At 63.4% G+C, this 14,146-nt stretch carries 17 protein-coding genes; 16 read left to right on the top strand and 1 reads right to left on the bottom strand.

Features of this window, described 5'->3' with window-relative positions; translation table 11 throughout:
• Positions 1-20: 20 nt before the first annotated feature.
• The 12 genes from prfB (at position 21) to A0U93_RS07835 (ending at position 10,347) form a co-directional block, all read left to right on the top strand.
• Positions 21-1,152, top strand: a protein-coding gene (gene prfB / locus A0U93_RS07890; RefSeq protein ID WP_147150790.1) for a peptide chain release factor 2 whose coding sequence is annotated in 2 segments (ribosomal slippage) — positions 21-89 and positions 91-1,152 — 1,131 coding nt in all. Because the reading frame shifts where the segments join, the coding sequence is not laid out codon by codon here.
• 388 nt (positions 1,153-1,540) lie between these two features.
• Positions 1,541-2,212, top strand: coding sequence for an energy transducer TonB (locus A0U93_RS07885; RefSeq protein WP_077806856.1), 672 nt, complete (start codon positions 1,541-1,543; stop codon positions 2,210-2,212).
• A 199-nt stretch (positions 2,213-2,411) separates the two neighbouring features.
• Positions 2,412-3,473, top strand: a complete 1,062-nt coding sequence (locus A0U93_RS07880; RefSeq protein WP_077806855.1) for a MotA/TolQ/ExbB proton channel family protein — start codon at positions 2,412-2,414, stop codon at positions 3,471-3,473.
• Between the two features lie 2 nt (positions 3,474-3,475).
• Complete coding sequence (locus A0U93_RS07875; RefSeq protein WP_077806854.1) at positions 3,476-3,904, top strand: ExbD/TolR family protein; 429 nt, start codon at positions 3,476-3,478, stop codon at positions 3,902-3,904.
• Positions 3,905-4,024: 120 nt separating this feature from the next.
• A complete protein-coding gene (locus tag A0U93_RS07870) occupies positions 4,025-4,459 on the top strand; it encodes an ExbD/TolR family protein (protein WP_077806853.1) in 435 nt (144 codons plus the stop codon).
• Positions 4,460-4,526: 67 nt separating this feature from the next.
• Positions 4,527-5,723, top strand: a complete 1,197-nt coding sequence (locus tag A0U93_RS07865) for a tetratricopeptide repeat protein (protein ID WP_077808418.1) — start codon at positions 4,527-4,529, stop codon at positions 5,721-5,723.
• An 83-nt stretch (positions 5,724-5,806) separates the two neighbouring features.
• Positions 5,807-6,577, top strand: coding sequence for a response regulator (locus A0U93_RS07860; RefSeq protein WP_077806852.1), 771 nt, complete (start codon positions 5,807-5,809; stop codon positions 6,575-6,577).
• A gap of 14 nt (positions 6,578-6,591) precedes the next feature.
• Positions 6,592-7,947, top strand: coding sequence for an ATP-binding protein (locus A0U93_RS07855; protein WP_077806851.1), 1,356 nt, complete (start codon positions 6,592-6,594; stop codon positions 7,945-7,947).
• Between the two features lie 84 nt (positions 7,948-8,031).
• Positions 8,032-8,598: a NifU family protein gene (locus A0U93_RS07850; protein ID WP_077806850.1), complete on the top strand. Its 567-nt coding sequence runs from the start codon at positions 8,032-8,034 to the stop codon at positions 8,596-8,598.
• Positions 8,599-8,655: 57 nt separating this feature from the next.
• Positions 8,656-9,234 (top strand): malonic semialdehyde reductase, encoded by a 579-nt coding sequence (locus A0U93_RS07845; RefSeq protein WP_077808417.1) that lies wholly within the window; start codon positions 8,656-8,658, stop codon positions 9,232-9,234.
• Positions 9,219-9,884, top strand: coding sequence for a tRNA (adenosine(37)-N6)-threonylcarbamoyltransferase complex dimerization subunit type 1 TsaB (gene tsaB / locus A0U93_RS07840; RefSeq protein ID WP_245825156.1), 666 nt, complete (start codon positions 9,219-9,221; stop codon positions 9,882-9,884). The genes A0U93_RS07845 and tsaB overlap by 16 nt, the downstream gene beginning before the upstream one ends.
• A gap of 1 nt (position 9,885) precedes the next feature.
• On the top strand, positions 9,886-10,347 hold the full coding sequence (locus A0U93_RS07835; RefSeq protein ID WP_077806848.1) for a GNAT family N-acetyltransferase: 462 nt from the start codon (positions 9,886-9,888) through the stop codon (positions 10,345-10,347).
• Here A0U93_RS07835 and A0U93_RS07830 read toward each other — a convergent pair.
• A complete protein-coding gene (locus A0U93_RS07830; RefSeq protein WP_077806847.1) occupies positions 10,287-10,511 on the bottom strand; it encodes a hypothetical protein in 225 nt (74 codons plus the stop codon). The two genes, A0U93_RS07835 and A0U93_RS07830, sit on opposite strands and share 61 nt — an antisense overlap.
• Positions 10,512-10,648: 137 nt before the next feature.
• Between A0U93_RS07830 and A0U93_RS07825 the strand changes: the two genes are divergently transcribed.
• The 4 genes from A0U93_RS07825 to lnt all read left to right on the top strand — a co-directional run bounded on the left by A0U93_RS07825 (position 10,649) and on the right by lnt (position 14,098).
• Positions 10,649-11,062: a MucR family transcriptional regulator gene (locus tag A0U93_RS07825; protein WP_077806845.1), complete on the top strand. Its 414-nt coding sequence runs from the start codon at positions 10,649-10,651 to the stop codon at positions 11,060-11,062.
• A 79-nt stretch (positions 11,063-11,141) separates the two neighbouring features.
• Positions 11,142-11,645 carry a Fur family transcriptional regulator gene (locus tag A0U93_RS07820; RefSeq protein WP_077806844.1) on the top strand — a complete coding sequence of 168 codons (504 nt, stop codon included), beginning with the start codon at positions 11,142-11,144 and terminating at the stop codon, positions 11,643-11,645.
• Positions 11,646-11,731: 86 nt separating this feature from the next.
• The gene (locus tag A0U93_RS07815; protein ID WP_077808416.1) at positions 11,732-12,559 is read left to right on the top strand and encodes a GNAT family N-acetyltransferase; all 828 of its coding nucleotides are present in this window, start codon (positions 11,732-11,734) and stop codon (positions 12,557-12,559) included.
• A 24-nt stretch (positions 12,560-12,583) separates the two neighbouring features.
• Entirely contained in the window at positions 12,584-14,098 is a 1,515-nt protein-coding gene (gene lnt / locus A0U93_RS07810) for an apolipoprotein N-acyltransferase (RefSeq protein ID WP_077806843.1), read from the top strand.
• Positions 14,099-14,146: the final 48 nt, after the last annotated feature.

The raw sequence follows: 14,146 nt of genomic DNA, 5'->3' as shown, positions 1-14,146 counted from the left end.
TTATTCGAGGAGAGTTCTTCATGTCGGCCGAAACCGAGGCCCTATCCGAGCAGATCAAGCAGTCCGTCGCGCTGCTGAGGAGGCATCTTTGACTGGGATGTCGCACAGACCCGTCTTGCGGAACTGAACCACCGCGCCGAAGACCCCGAGCTTTGGAACGATGCCGACGCCGCGCAGAAGCTGATGCGTGAGCGCACGATGCTGGCCAATCAGGTGGAAGGCGTCGAGCAGATCGAGCGCGATGCGCGTGATATGCTCGAACTCGCCGAACTGGCGGAAGCGGAAGACGACCAGGACACGGTCAACGAGGCCGTGTCGACCCTGCGCAAGCTCGCCGAACAGGCGCATGCGCGCCAGATCGAGAGCCTGCTGTCGGGCGAGGCGGACAGCAACGACTGCTATCTGGAAGTCAATTCTGGCGCGGGCGGCACGGAAGCCCAGGACTGGGCGGAAATGCTGCTGCGGATGTACACCCGCTGGTCGGAGCGTCGCGGCTACAAGGTCACGATGATGGAAAGCAGCGAAGGCGAGCAGGCGGGCATCAAATCCGCGACGCTGCTCGTCTCGGGGCCCAATGCCTATGGCTGGCTGAAGACGGAAGCCGGGGTGCATCGACTGGTGCGCATCTCGCCGTTCGATGCCGCGGCGCGTCGGCAGACGTCCTTTGCGTCCGTATGGGTCTATCCGGTGGTGGACGACACGATCGAGATCGAGATCAACGACGGGGACCTGAAGGTCGATACGTTCCGGGCATCCGGCGCGGGCGGTCAGCACGTCAACAAGACCGATTCGGCGATTCGCATCACGCATATGCCGACCGGCATTATCGTGGCCTGCCAGACGGATCGGTCCCAGCACCGCAACCGGGCCACGGCCATGCAGATGCTCAAGGCGCGTCTCTACGAAGCGGAGTTGCAGAAGCGTGAAGCCGCTGCCGCCGCGACGGAGGCCGCCAAGACCGACATCGGCTGGGGTCATCAGATCCGTTCCTACGTGCTGGCGCCCTATCAGCTGGTGAAGGATCTGCGCACCGGCGTTGAAAAGGGTAACCCGGACGCGGTGCTCGATGGCTCGCTGGATGATTTCATGTCGGCATCGTTGGCACAGCGCGTGGGTGCGACACGGTCCGATGCCAGTGCGTCCGCGCAATAAAATAACAACAGACGTCGAGCCCGGCCGCGTGCCGGGCTTTTTTTATGACCTAAAATCGACGTTTCATTAATATTCCGCTTGCAGACAATGATTTGAACGTTTCTGATGGAACTCGCAGCGCATATGGCTATCCGCGTGATCCGCTCTACGGCGTTGCTTTTTGTTACAACATAAAAGCGTCTTGACACCGGCATCATAGTTTTGCCCAAATTGCACAGGTGCCATGCCTTACGGGAATGGCAACGGTATTCGGGACGGCCTCGGAAAGAGCCGGGGACGTAGCGAACGCCAAGTGAAACGATTTGGTTATGCGCCGATACTGGTGGCGCCCGCTTGTCCCGAAGCAGGGTCAGACAACGAGGAACGAAGGTTTGGAGGGTCTCATTCGATGAACTACGCCGAGCAACAGCGGAGCCCGACGAAGTACATCGTCGGCATCGCCATTGCGGTGATCTTCCACATTGCCTTGATCTACGCCCTGCTCAACGGGCTCGGATCGGCGATCGTTCAGCATCTGCGTCCGCCGATCAAGACGCAGATCATCACCGAGCCGAAGAAGCCGCCGCCGCCGCCGCCACCGCCGCCACCGCCGCAGATGACGACGCCGCCGCCGCCGTATATTCCGCCGCCGAAGATCCAGATCCAGCCGCCGCCGCAGCATCACGTCATCAAGCAGGTGACGCACGAGAAGCCGCCGGCGCCGATGCCGCCGGCGACTGCCTCGCAGCCGTCTCCGCCGACGCCGGCCGCACCGCCGGGTCCGCCGGTTCCGGATCATTCCGCAGGTGCTGCGCCGATCAACGGTGCGAAGCCGATCTTCCCGGAGGAGATGCTGGAGGAAAACCGCGAGGGTAGCGTAACGGTCGCCTGCGATATCGGCACCGATGGGCGCACGTCGAACTGCGAAGTCACCAATTCGTCGGGCGGTCACGCCTTCGTCGAGGCGGCGATGGAGTTCCTGCGCAAGGCTCGCTACCAGCCCGCCGTCCGTAACGGTCAGGCCGTGGTCGAGCACCACCACACGCTTCACATCAACTTCACGCTGGGCGACGGCGACTGAAGATGAGAAGGGCCGCGTCTCCGGCGCGGTCCGAACGGAAAACCGAGCGACAGGCCGGCACGGTCGGCGCGTCGCTCACAACAGGAAGTGCCGGGGCGTCCGGTACCTTCCCTTAACGAAACGGGCCGCCTCGGGAGGTTCATGAGGCGGTGCTGCCAGAGTCCCTCGCTGCGGGCTCTTTTCAGAGGATATGGAGTTTATGACGAGACTGTTCCGCCTTCCCGCTCTCGCCGCCCCGGCCCTGGCAGTTACGCTGGCCGTCGCACAGGGCGTGGCCGTGCCGGCCACGGCCTTCGCGCAGGCGGCCCCCAGTTCCGACCCGAACGCACCGCCGCCGGCCGCCGCGCCCGCGCCCGACGCTTCGGCGCCCCCTGCCGCGGCACCGGATGCTTCCGCGCCGCCGGCTGCCGGCACGCCGGCTCCGGACGCCGGTGCCGCTGCTCCGTCGACGCCGCCGGCCGACGCCGGTTCGGCACCGTCCGCCGCACCCGCCACGCCGGCTCCCGACGCGGCTCCGCCGGCTGAGGCTGCGCCGCAGGGCAACCCGTATGGCCTGGGCGCCCTGTGGGCCAATGGCGACGTGATTGCGCGTGGCGTTCTGATCATCATGGTGATCATGTCCGCTGGCACGTGGATCATCATGGTCACCAAGTTCCTCGAGCAGTCCAAGGTGTTCTCTTCCTCCAAGGAAGCGGCGCGCGAGTTCTGGACCAAGAGGTCCGTTCAGGAAGGCACTGCCGCCCTGAAGCCGGCTTCGCCGTTCCGCTACGTCGCCGAGACGGGTATTGTTGCTGCCGAGCATCATGAAGGTTCGATGCGCGATGCGATCGACCTGCATAGCTGGACGGCCATGTCCATCCAGCGTTCGGTCGACACCATCAACACGCGTCTGCAGGGCGGCCTGGCCTTCCTCGGCACCGTGGGTTCGACCTCGCCGTTCGTCGGTCTGTTCGGCACGGTGTGGGGTATCTATCACGCACTGACGGCCATCGGCATCGCGGGCCAGGCGTCGATCGACAAGGTTGCCGGTCCGGTTGGTGAGTCGCTGATCATGACGGCTATCGGTCTGGCCACCGCCGTTCCGGCCGTGCTGGGCTACAACCTGCTCGTCCGCCGCAACAAGGGTGCGATGGATCGCGTCCGCAACTTCGCGGCCGACGTCCAGTCCGTCTTGCTGGGTGGTTTCCGTCACGGCGTTTCGCCGGAAACGGGGCGCATGGCGACGCCGACCACCACCACCACTTCTGAGCGAGTTGCCTGATCATGGCCATGAATGTCGGAGGAGGAGGCGACGAAGACGAAGTTGTATCGGCGATCAATACGACGCCACTCGTCGACGTCATGCTTGTCCTGCTCATCATCTTCCTCATCACCATCCCCGTGGCGACGCATACGGTGAAGGTGCAGTTGCCCAAGGACGCCAACCAGCCGACGCAGACCAAGCCGGGTAACATCGTGCTGGCTGTGACGGCGAACGGTCAGGCCTACTGGAACGAGGCGCCGCTGCGTGGTCATCAGGATCTGCTCGATCGTCTCGAGAAGATCGCCGTGATGAAGCCGCAGCCGCAAATCCAGATTCGTGGCGACGCCAAGGCGCGCTACGAGGCGGTAGGCCGTGTCGTGGCGACCTGTCAGGAAGCCGGCATCTATCATGTCGACTTCATCACCGAGCAGCCGCACGCTCCGGACTGATCGGGCGCGCAACCGAACGCCGAGCCGGATCGTTGTCATCATCGATCCGGCGACGCGATCCCAGATTTACAGCCGTCGTTCGATGCAACGCGGCGAATTCGCCTTTTGGAGAATGCCGTCATGGCCATGAGCGTCGGATCGGACAGCACGCACGAAGACGAAGGTATCGTCGATATCAACACGACGCCGTTGATCGACGTCATGCTCGTGCTGCTGATCATGCTGATCATCACGATTCCGCTGCAGACGCATTCCGTGGCGCTGGATCTGCCGCAGGGCAATCCGCCGCCGTCCACGGAGCAGCCCAAGGTTGTTACTGTCGCGATCGATTTCGATAATTCCATCTCGTGGAATGGCGAGCCGATGACGACCGAACAGGATCTGCAGGCGCATTTCAGCGAAGCGGCCAACCAGGCCGACCAGCCTGAGATGCATATTCATCCCAATCGTCTGGCCGACTACAAGACGGTGGCGCATGTCCTTGCGGATGCGCAGCGCCTCGGGATCACGAAACTGGGCATCGTTGGCCAGGACCAGTTCATGGAAGGACAGTAAGTTGCGATTGATCCGTCATCACCGCGCCGCTCTATTCACGGGCGCGTTGCTTGCGGCCAGTGCCGTCATGCCCTCGATCTCTCCGGTGTCGGGCGTCGCCCGCGCGGCGGACGAACTGAGTGCCAAAGTCGGCAAGCCTTTGCAGCAGGCGCAAAGCGCGCTGGCGTCGAAGAATTATGCCAAGGCCATGGCCGACGTGAACGCGGCTGACGCGATAAGCGGGAAGACGGATTACGAGACTTACACCATCGCGCAGATGCGCGCCGCCGTCGCGGCCCAGTCGGGTGATACGGCGGCCGCCATCAAGGCCTATGACGTGCTGATCGGCTCGTCACGGACGCCGGCTGCCGCCAAGCAGCAGATGATGATGGCGCAGGCCTCCATGGCCTACAAGGCGCAGAACTATGCTGCCGCCGTGCCGGCGATCCAGCGCTATCTGAAGGCTGCCGGTCCCAATCCGCAGATGCAGACGCTGCTCGTTCAGTCCTATTACATGCAGAAGGACTACAAGAACGCCGCCGCCGCACAGCAGCAGCAGATCGATGCCGAGATCAAGGCCAGGCAGATCCCGACAGAGAACCAGCTGCAGTTCCTGGCGACCTGTTATCGTGAACTCAAGGACCCCGGCAACGAAACGCATGCCTACGTGCTGCTCGCGAAATATTATTCGAAGCCGGATTACTGGGCAGCGCTGATCCACAACCTCGCAGCCAATCCGAAACTGCCCGAAGCGCTGCAACTGAACCTGCTGCGCCTACGCGCCACGACGGGCACGCTAAAGGATCCTTCGGATTATATGGATATGGCGGAGCGCGCGGCGCAGCAGAACGTGCCCCAGCTTGGCGTGAATTTGCTGAACCTCGGCTACAGGAACGGGGTGCTCGGCAAGGATGCAGCGGCCCCGCGCGAAGCCAAGCTGCGGGCAATGCTCATCAGCCGCGCGGCAACGGTGAAGGCCGGTCTCGCCAATGATGCGGCAGCGGCGGCCAAGGCGCCGAACGCCGGCCCGGCACTGACGACCGGCTATAACATGGTGCTGAACGGTCAGGTCCAGCCGGGCCTGGCGCTCATGCAGCAGGGCCTGGGCAAGAAGCCGGCCTATCCGAACATTGCGACCATCGAATATGGCATGGCGCAGATGGATGGCGGCCTGACGACCGACGCCGAGAAGACCTTCGATATGGTTCAGGGCGACAATGGCGAACGTGACCTGGCGCAGCTTTGGGAGCTTCTATTGACCAAACCGGCGAGCGCGGCAAAGTAAGGTTCCAAATTCGTGTCAAAGGGGTGGAGCTCAACTAAAAGTTTGCCCCTTTGCTTGATTGATGATGTAGACATGTTCGCCTCATGACCAGCAATTCATCTTCCTCCGATCTCCCCGCACGCATTCTCGTCGTCGAAGACGACGCCGGCATGCGGACACTGCTTCAACGTGCTCTGCAGGGGGATGGCTTTCGTGTTCGAAGCGTGGCCTCCGGCGATGAGATGTGGGAGGCGCTATCGACCGCTCCGGTCGATCTGATTGTTCTGGACGTCATGTTGCCCGGTACGAACGGCGTCGATCTCTGTCGCGCGCTGCGCGGCGGGCAGGGCATCTCCCATCCTGGCGAGACGCCTCTGACGCAGACGCCCGTCATTATGGTGTCCGCACGCGGTGAGGAACGGGACAGGGTTCAGGGCCTCGAGATCGGTGCGGACGACTACGTCGCCAAGCCGTTCAGCCAGCGCGAACTGCTGGCGCGCGTGCGTGCGGTCCTGCGCCGTGGTGCCGTGCAGCAGGTTGCGCCGACCGAACGCGCCCGTCGCGAGACGCTTCGTTTTGCCGGCTGGGCGCTCGATCTGCGCCGGCGCGAGCTGACCGATCCGACCGGTGCCTCCGTGGATATTTCCGGGGCCGAGCATGATCTGCTAATCAGCTTCCTCGACAATCCCCAGCGGGTCATCGCGCGCGATCGGCTGCTCGAACTTTCCCGCACACGTCTGGGGGATGTCTCGGACCGCAGCATCGACGTGCTGGTCAGTCGTCTGCGCCGCAAGCTGGGCAACGATGCCGATTCGCTGATCCGGACGGTCCGCGGGCTCGGCTATATCTTCGTTGCGGAAGTCGAGCGGGTCTGACACGCACGACGATCATGCCGCCCCTGCCGCCGCGTCGCATCCGTCTCTGGCCGGTCGGTCTGGTCGGTCGGGTCAGTATGGTCCTGCTCGCGGCGGTTGTTCTGGTGTTTATCGCCAGCGCCGTCTTCTACGAGGAAGCCGAAACCTATATCGATGACGACGCGCGCATTGCCCAGCTCGGCGAGGCGCTGAGCACCGATCTGCGCGTCATGGACATGACGCCCGTTACCCAGCGGCCGGTTCTGGCCGTTCTGCTTTCCGACAGCGGCCTGACGATTACGTGGCATCCCGCCGGCCAGCCGGAAGCCGGAACGCCGGTTTATCCGTTGCGTCGGCTCGAACAGAATCTGGTCGCGCTCGATCGTGTGCTGGGGAATGCCGGACTGCAAATCTATGCCCAGCCGACGTCTTCCACCAGCGTGCGCGGCATGTTGCGCATGTCGGATGGAAGTCGGCTCGATTTCGTGGCGCCGAATATCCTGCGTCATCGACACGTCACGCGCGGTCTGGCGTCTGCCGCGATCACGGCTGGCGCGGTTGCGATCGCGGCAGCCATGCTCGTGCGCGCGTTGAGTACACCGCTGCGGGCCTTGGCCGAGGTTGCGGATGGCGTGACGGGCGAGGGCGACTGGGTACCTCTGGACGAGCGTGGCCCCAAGGAGGTGCGGGGGCTGGCGCGGGCGATCAACGCCATGCAAATCCGCATCCAGCGCCTGATAACCGACCGGACCGAAGTTCTGGCCGCCGTCTCGCACGATCTGCGCACGCCGTTGGCGCGGTTGCGTCTGCGCGTCGGTTTTCTGGCCGATGCCGAGGCGCAGACGGCCATCGAATCCGATATCGAGGAGATGGAGGCGATGGTGACGGGGGTGCTCGCCTATCTCGCGGGCGATCTCGATCCCGAACCGCCCCGCATGATCGACCTGGCGGCGATGCTGATGACCCTGCTGGAATCCCATCACGACCGGGGACGCGACACGGCCTATAACGGCCCGGATCGATGCCTGATCGAGGCGCGTCCCCTGGCCACGAAGCGCGTCTTTGCCAACCTGATCGACAACGCCTGCCATTATGGCGGCAGCGCGTATGTCACGGCGAAAAAGGCGCAGGGTCAGGTCACCATCGTCGTGGAGGATAGCGGTCCGGGTATTCCCGAAAGCGAGTACGATCGTGTCCTGACGCCATTTTACCGGCTTGAAGGATCGCGCTCGCGGCGCACCGGCGGCCTTGGTCTTGGGCTTGCGATCGTCAAGCGGGAGGTCGAGCGGGCGAATGGCAGCGTTGCGCTGGGACGTGCGCCGCAGGGCGGGCTGAGCGTGCGCGTGGTCCTGCCGGTCAAGAGCGCAATAAAGACCGGGCTGGTCGGATAGGGCTTGCGGAACGGTGATGCATCGCTCATGTCAGGAAGAAGAGATCGTTTGACGTCGAACGTCACTTCAGTGAGACCAATTGCCATGTTCATCGAGACCGAGGATACCCCCAATCCCGCCACATTGAAGTTCCTGCCGGGACGCGACGTGATGGGGCATCGGGGCACGGCCGACTTCGCGGATGCCGCCGCCGCGCGGTCGCGTTCACCATTGGCGGCGGCGTTGTTCGAGCTTGATGACGTGGCCGGTGTGTTTCTGGGAGCGGAGTTCGTCTCGGTTACCAAGTTGCCGCAGGCCGAATGGTCCACGCTCAAGCCGCAGGTGTTGTCGGTATTGACGAACCATTTCACCTCGGGTGCTGCGGTGATCGATGGGGATGGCGCCGAAGAAGTGGAAGAGGCGATTGCGCCGGAAGATGAGGCGGTCGTCAGCCAGATTCGTGAATTGCTGGATACCCGCGTGCGCCCCGCGGTGGCCGGAGATGGCGGCGATATCGTCTTCCGCGGTTATCGGGACGGGGTTGTCCGTCTGACGATGCAGGGTGCCTGCGCGGGTTGTCCGTCTTCGCGCGCGACACTGAAGCATGGTGTCGAGAACATGCTGCGGCATTATGTGCCGGAAGTTGTCGCGGTCGAGCAGGTCGAGGCCTGAGCCTTGTCCCATCTTGTGACGCAGGAGGACGCGGCACTCGCCGAGCGGGACGAGACGGTGGGGCCGGAGGCGCTCGATCGTCTGTTTCGGGAAGCGCGCACGGCAACGGCGTTCGCGTCGCGCCCCGTTTCACGTGAAACGCTCGTCGAATTATACGATCTGCTGAAACTCGGACCGACATCCGGCAACTGTTCACCGGCACGTTTCCTGTTCCTGACCACAGAGGATGCGCGCCGTCGTCTGCATCCGGCCTTGTCGCCCGGGAACGTGGCGCGGTGCGATGCCGCGCCGGTGGTGGTGGTGGTATGCCATGATCCACTCTTCTTCGAGCATCTGCCGCGCCTGAACACGGAAGCTGGACTGCGGGACTGGTTTGCCGCCGATGTCGGGCTTTCCGAGGAGACGGCATTCCGTAATGGCACGTTGCAGGGTGGCTATCTGCTGATGGCCGCACGGGCGCTGGGACTTGCCGTGGCGCCGATGTCCGGCTTCGATGCGTTTGCCGTGGAGGATGGGCTATTGGCCGACACGGGCTGGCGCGCCAATTTCCTTGTTGCGCTGGGTTACGCTGAAGGGGCGGAAAAATCCGCAAGGGCACCGCGGCTGGCCTTCGATGAGGCGTGCCTTTGTCTCTAGCCGACCGGTTGGCGCGCCGTGTCTTCGTCCTGAATGGCGCGGCGGCGGGCGATGACGCGGCGGGATTCCTGGCGGCGCTGGATGGCGGACGCATTGTTGGCGAACGTCATATTCCGGGTCGTGGCGCGGCGGAGCGATTCGCGCCTCTGGCACGCGATATCCTGCGGGAAGCCGACTGGCCATCGGGACCGGATGCCATCGTGGCCGTCGTCGGGCCTGGATCCTTCACGGGGCTGCGCGCGTCACTGTCGCTCGCAGCCGGGCTTGCGGCTGGTTACGGTTGTCCGGCGGTAGGGGTGTCGCTCGGGGCGGCATTCCGGGCGATGCCCGATGCGGCGGATGCCGTGTGCATCAATGTCGCGCGTCGGAATCGATGTTTCGTCGACTGGGGCGATGGGCGCGTCGAGGCGTATGCGCCGTCGGAGATCGTGCTGCCGCCCGGCAGAAGATTATTGGCGGGCGATGCGGTCGATTGGCTGGGTGAGGATCAACGGGCTGGGCGCGTCGTGCTGCCATATCGTCATCCCGCGCCCACCGCGATTCTTGCCGCCGCGATGAGCGATCCGCGCCCCGTGGCACAGCCGCTTTATGTCGACGCGCCCGAGGCCAAGCCGCCGCAAGGGGGTTTGCGACCGGCGCCTGTCGGCTGACATGCCCGCGCCAAGGATCGAATCGGTCGGTCGTCATCATGCCGCTGTTCTGGCGGATTTGCATGCCGAGGCGTTCAGCGGCGGCGAGATATGGTCGGCCGGGGCGATCGAGGCCCTGCTGGACACACCGGGAACCGACGTGCTGCTGGCATCGGATACCGGGGTGCCGGTTGGCTTCGTCATGGTCAGGCGCCTGCATGATGAAGCGGAAATCCTGACATTGGCCGTCGTGCCGGCAGCGCGTCGCCGCCGCGTGGCATGGCGGTTGCTCGAGGCGGCGATCGGGAGGCTGGCGTGGCAGGGCGTGGCGCGGCTGTTCCTGGAAGTGTCGAATCGCAATCCGGCCGCGCAGGGTCTTTATGCGGCACTTGGCTTTCAATGCTGCGGAACGCGCCGGAACTACTATGCGGACGGTGCCGACGCGCTGGTATTGGCAGCCGACTTGCGGACGAGCAGCCGGTAACGGGCGGCCTGCTCGTCCAGTGTTTCATCGCGCAGGATATCGTGGCCCAGCGCCCGTATGGCGGCGGCGACATTTCGATGCGGTTCCGTACCTTTTAAAAGAATGGACAAATAGTTTCCCGCAGAAAGCCGGTCGATCGCCAATCGGACGTAAACAGTCGTCATTGGACAGATTTCGTTGCTGATATCGATTTCTGTTGTTGAATTGCTACACAAATCCACTGAATCCTCGCAACAATCGCTTGAGCCATCAAGATAATTCAAATAGTTATATTATAAGATTTGGGGGTCCGTACCGTAACATGACATCCGCAGATAAAACTATGCTCGTTCAAAAGCTAACGGCCGATATTATTCGTGCCTACGTTTCCAGCAACAGCGTTTCCAGCGAGGCGTTGCCATCACTGATCGGCACCGTGCAGCAGACCCTGGCAGATGTGGACAAGCCGGAAGTCCCGCTGGTGGTCGAGAAACCGGTGCCGGCTGTTTCACCGAAGAAATCGGTTTTTCCAGATTATATCATCTGTCTTGAGGACGGTAAGAAGCTGAAACTGCTCAGGCGCCATCTGAAGACCGCCTATAACATGACGCCCCAGCAATATCGCGAACGCTGGGACCTGCCGGCGGAATATCCCATGGTGGCGCCGAACTATGCCAATCATCGTTCTTCCCTCGCGCGCAAGATCGGTCTGGGCCTGCGGCGCGACGAGGGGTGATCCGGCGATCCCGTGCCGTTGCCCGGTTCGTTGATTGACCTACTGGCAACGCGTTGGATTTTCGGCTACGCCGCTAATTATGGTATCGGAAGCGAGACTTGAGGAAAAGCGTCCTGGCCGCGTGAGCGCGGAATCTCGGATCGGGCGTTTGTGCATGGAGCGTGGCCTGAAGATGACGGGCCAGCGCCGTGTCATCGCGCAGGTTCTATCGGATGCGGAAGATCATCCCGATGTGGAGGAGCTTTATCGTCGCGCCTCGCATCTGGATGCGCGCATCTCGATCGCGACGGTGTATCGCACGGTGCGTCTGCTGGAAGAGAAGGGCATTCTCGAACGGCGCGATTTCGGTGGCGGACGTGCGCGCTACGAGGCGAGCGAACCGGGGCATCATTATCATCTGATCGATGTCGATAGTGGCAAGGTCGTGGAATTCGAGGATGCGGAGCATGTCGCGCTGATCCGGAAGCTGGCCGAGCGGCTTGGATTCGAGCTGGTTTCGCATCGGCTGGAGCTGTTCGGACGGCGTCCCGCCGCCGGGCATTCCGTGGATGAACCGCTTTCAAGAAACAAGGACGAAGCATGACCAACGCTCCGTCTCGCACGCAGCTGCTGCGTGCGTTGGCTCTGGATGGCGCGATCGGCGAGCCGGCTGAGGGCGCCCGCGCGCCCATGAGCTCCCTGTCGACGCTGGCGCTGGAGCGGACTGGTTTCCATGAACTGCGCGGCGGCAATCTCGGTGTCCGGATTGCCGCGACCGACGAGGAACGCGAGGCGGCGCAGGCGCTGCGGTATCGGGTTTTCTTCGAGGAGATGGGCGCGAAGCCGAATGCGCAGACGGAACGTCTGAAGCGCGACATCGACGATTTCGATGAGGCGGCGGATCATCTTCTGGTCATCGACCATGCCGTATCCGATGGTGCGGCGGGTGTGGTCGGCACTTATCGCCTGTTGCGGAGCGACGCGGCGGCGAAGCTCGGCCGTTATTACACGGCCGGGGAATACGATATTTCCGTGCTGACGGAATTTCCAGGGCGTCTGCTGGAAGTGGGGCGTTCCTGCGTGGACCGCAACTATCGCGGGCGCGCGGCGATGCAGCTTCTCTGGCGCGGGATTGCGTCCTACATCTTCCTTCACCGGATCGACGTGCTGTTTGGCTGCGCGAGCCTGTCGGGGACCGACCCCAATGCCCTGGCGGACGAGCTGACCTATCTGTATCACAATCATCTTGCCCCGCCGGCGTTGCGCATCCGCGCATTGCCGGAGCGGTATGTCGATATGCAGCGGGGCGATCCGCATACGCTGGACCACAGGCGTTGCCTGAGCAAACTGCCGCCGCTCATCAAGGGGTATCTGCGGTTGGGCGGTTATGTCGGCGACGGTGCGGTCGTCGATGAGCAGTTCAACACGACGGACGTGGCCGTTCTGGTCAAGAGCGAGCTGCTGGCCGATAAATATTACCGTCATTACGAACGTCGTCTGCGTGACGCGCTGGACTGACGCCGGGCAACGGATTTCACTTTCATGAATGCATCCGGTGCCGTGCTTCCCTGGCGCGGCTGGCGGCTGGCTCTGACGTTGCTGCTGGCGGGTGCTGTCTCGGCGGCGGGGTTTCCGCCGGTCTTCGCCTTGCCATTGCTCTCGTTGGGGCTGCTGTTCCTCTATCGCTGCGCCGAGGATGCCGCGACGTGGCGATATGCTGCGCTCTACGGCTTCCTGTTTGGGCTTGGGTTCAATACGGCGGGGCTTTACTGGCTGACCGACGCGATTTTGACGCGCGTCCATGATTTCTGGTGGGCGATTCCCATCGCGGCGCCGGGTTGTGCGTTGATTCTGGCTCCTTTCGTGGCATTGCCGGCGGCTGCCTGCCGGTTGGCGCCGGCGGGGTGGCGGCGGGTTCTGCTGTTTGCCGGTCTCTGGACGCTGGCCGATATGGGGCGTGTTTTCCTGTTCACCGGTTTTCCATGGAATCCGCCGGGGAGCGTGCTGGAATGGCCGGGGCGGATCGGCGACTGGCTGATCCAGCCGGCGGCGTGGATCGGGGTGGACGGTCTGACCCTGGCCATCATGCTGGCTTGTCTGCTGGTATGGCAGGGGCGGCGCTGGGCGTTGGCCGTATGTCTGTGCGCGGGGCTTTGGCTGGGGCTTGGGGCATGGCGGCATGCGTCGGTCCGGCCGTTGCCGGTTCGCAATCCGGTCGTGGCGCTGACGCAGGGCAATGTCAGCGAGGGGGACATCCTGACGCAGGCGGATGCCGTCTCCGCCTTTCGGCGTTATCTGCGCCTGACGGCGACGGGCGTGGCGCAGGCGCGTGCGCTGCCGGACGCGGCGGGACGATCGGTGGTGTATGTCTGGCCGGAATCGGGTTTTCCGGGCTTTCTGAACGCGGATGAGCTGGCGCGGCGCATGATCGCGCGGGCCGGCGATGGGGCGGTCGGCGTTGTCGGGTCGGATCGCGATGACGGTCAGGGCCATTACTTCAACAGTGCATTCGCCCTGAGCCCTGACGGGACGATTCTGGACGCCTACGACAAGTCCACCCTTGTGCCTTTCGGCGAATATGCGCCGCGCTTCGTGCCGGTAAAGCTGGTGCCCGGGGTGCTGACGCCGGGGCCGGGCCTGAAGACGTGGAACTTCCCGGGCTTCGAGGGGCTGGGGCCGATGGTCTGCTATGAAGTGATCTTCTCCGGCCATGTGGTGGGACAAACGCGGCCGAACTGGCTTTTGAACATTACGAACGATGCCTGGTTCGGGGATAGTGCGGGGCCGCGACAGCATCTCGCAACGGCGCGTATGCGGGCTGTGGAGGAGGGGCTGCCTGTCGTGCAGGATGCGAACACGGGCATCACGGCGATCTACGATGCAACGGGCATGTTGACCGCGCGTTTGCCGTGGGGCCGGGAGGGTGTCCTGACGGCTGTCGTGCCGTCACCCTTGCCGCCGACGTTTTTTTCCAGACATGGCCGCGCGACGCCCTTCCTGCTTGGGCTGTTCTGCATTGTTCTGGCATGGCCGAGCTTGATTCGCCGCCGGTTGTAATCACTTCCAAAAGGTTAACGTTGACAATCTTGGGTTGTTCTATCAAGT

It is taken from the genome of Neoasaia chiangmaiensis (genome assembly GCF_002005465.1).
Classification (GTDB): domain Bacteria; phylum Pseudomonadota; class Alphaproteobacteria; order Acetobacterales; family Acetobacteraceae; genus Neoasaia; species Neoasaia chiangmaiensis.
Note: the sequence above shows the minus strand (reverse complement) of the source record. Positions and strands in the feature narration are given on the sequence as shown.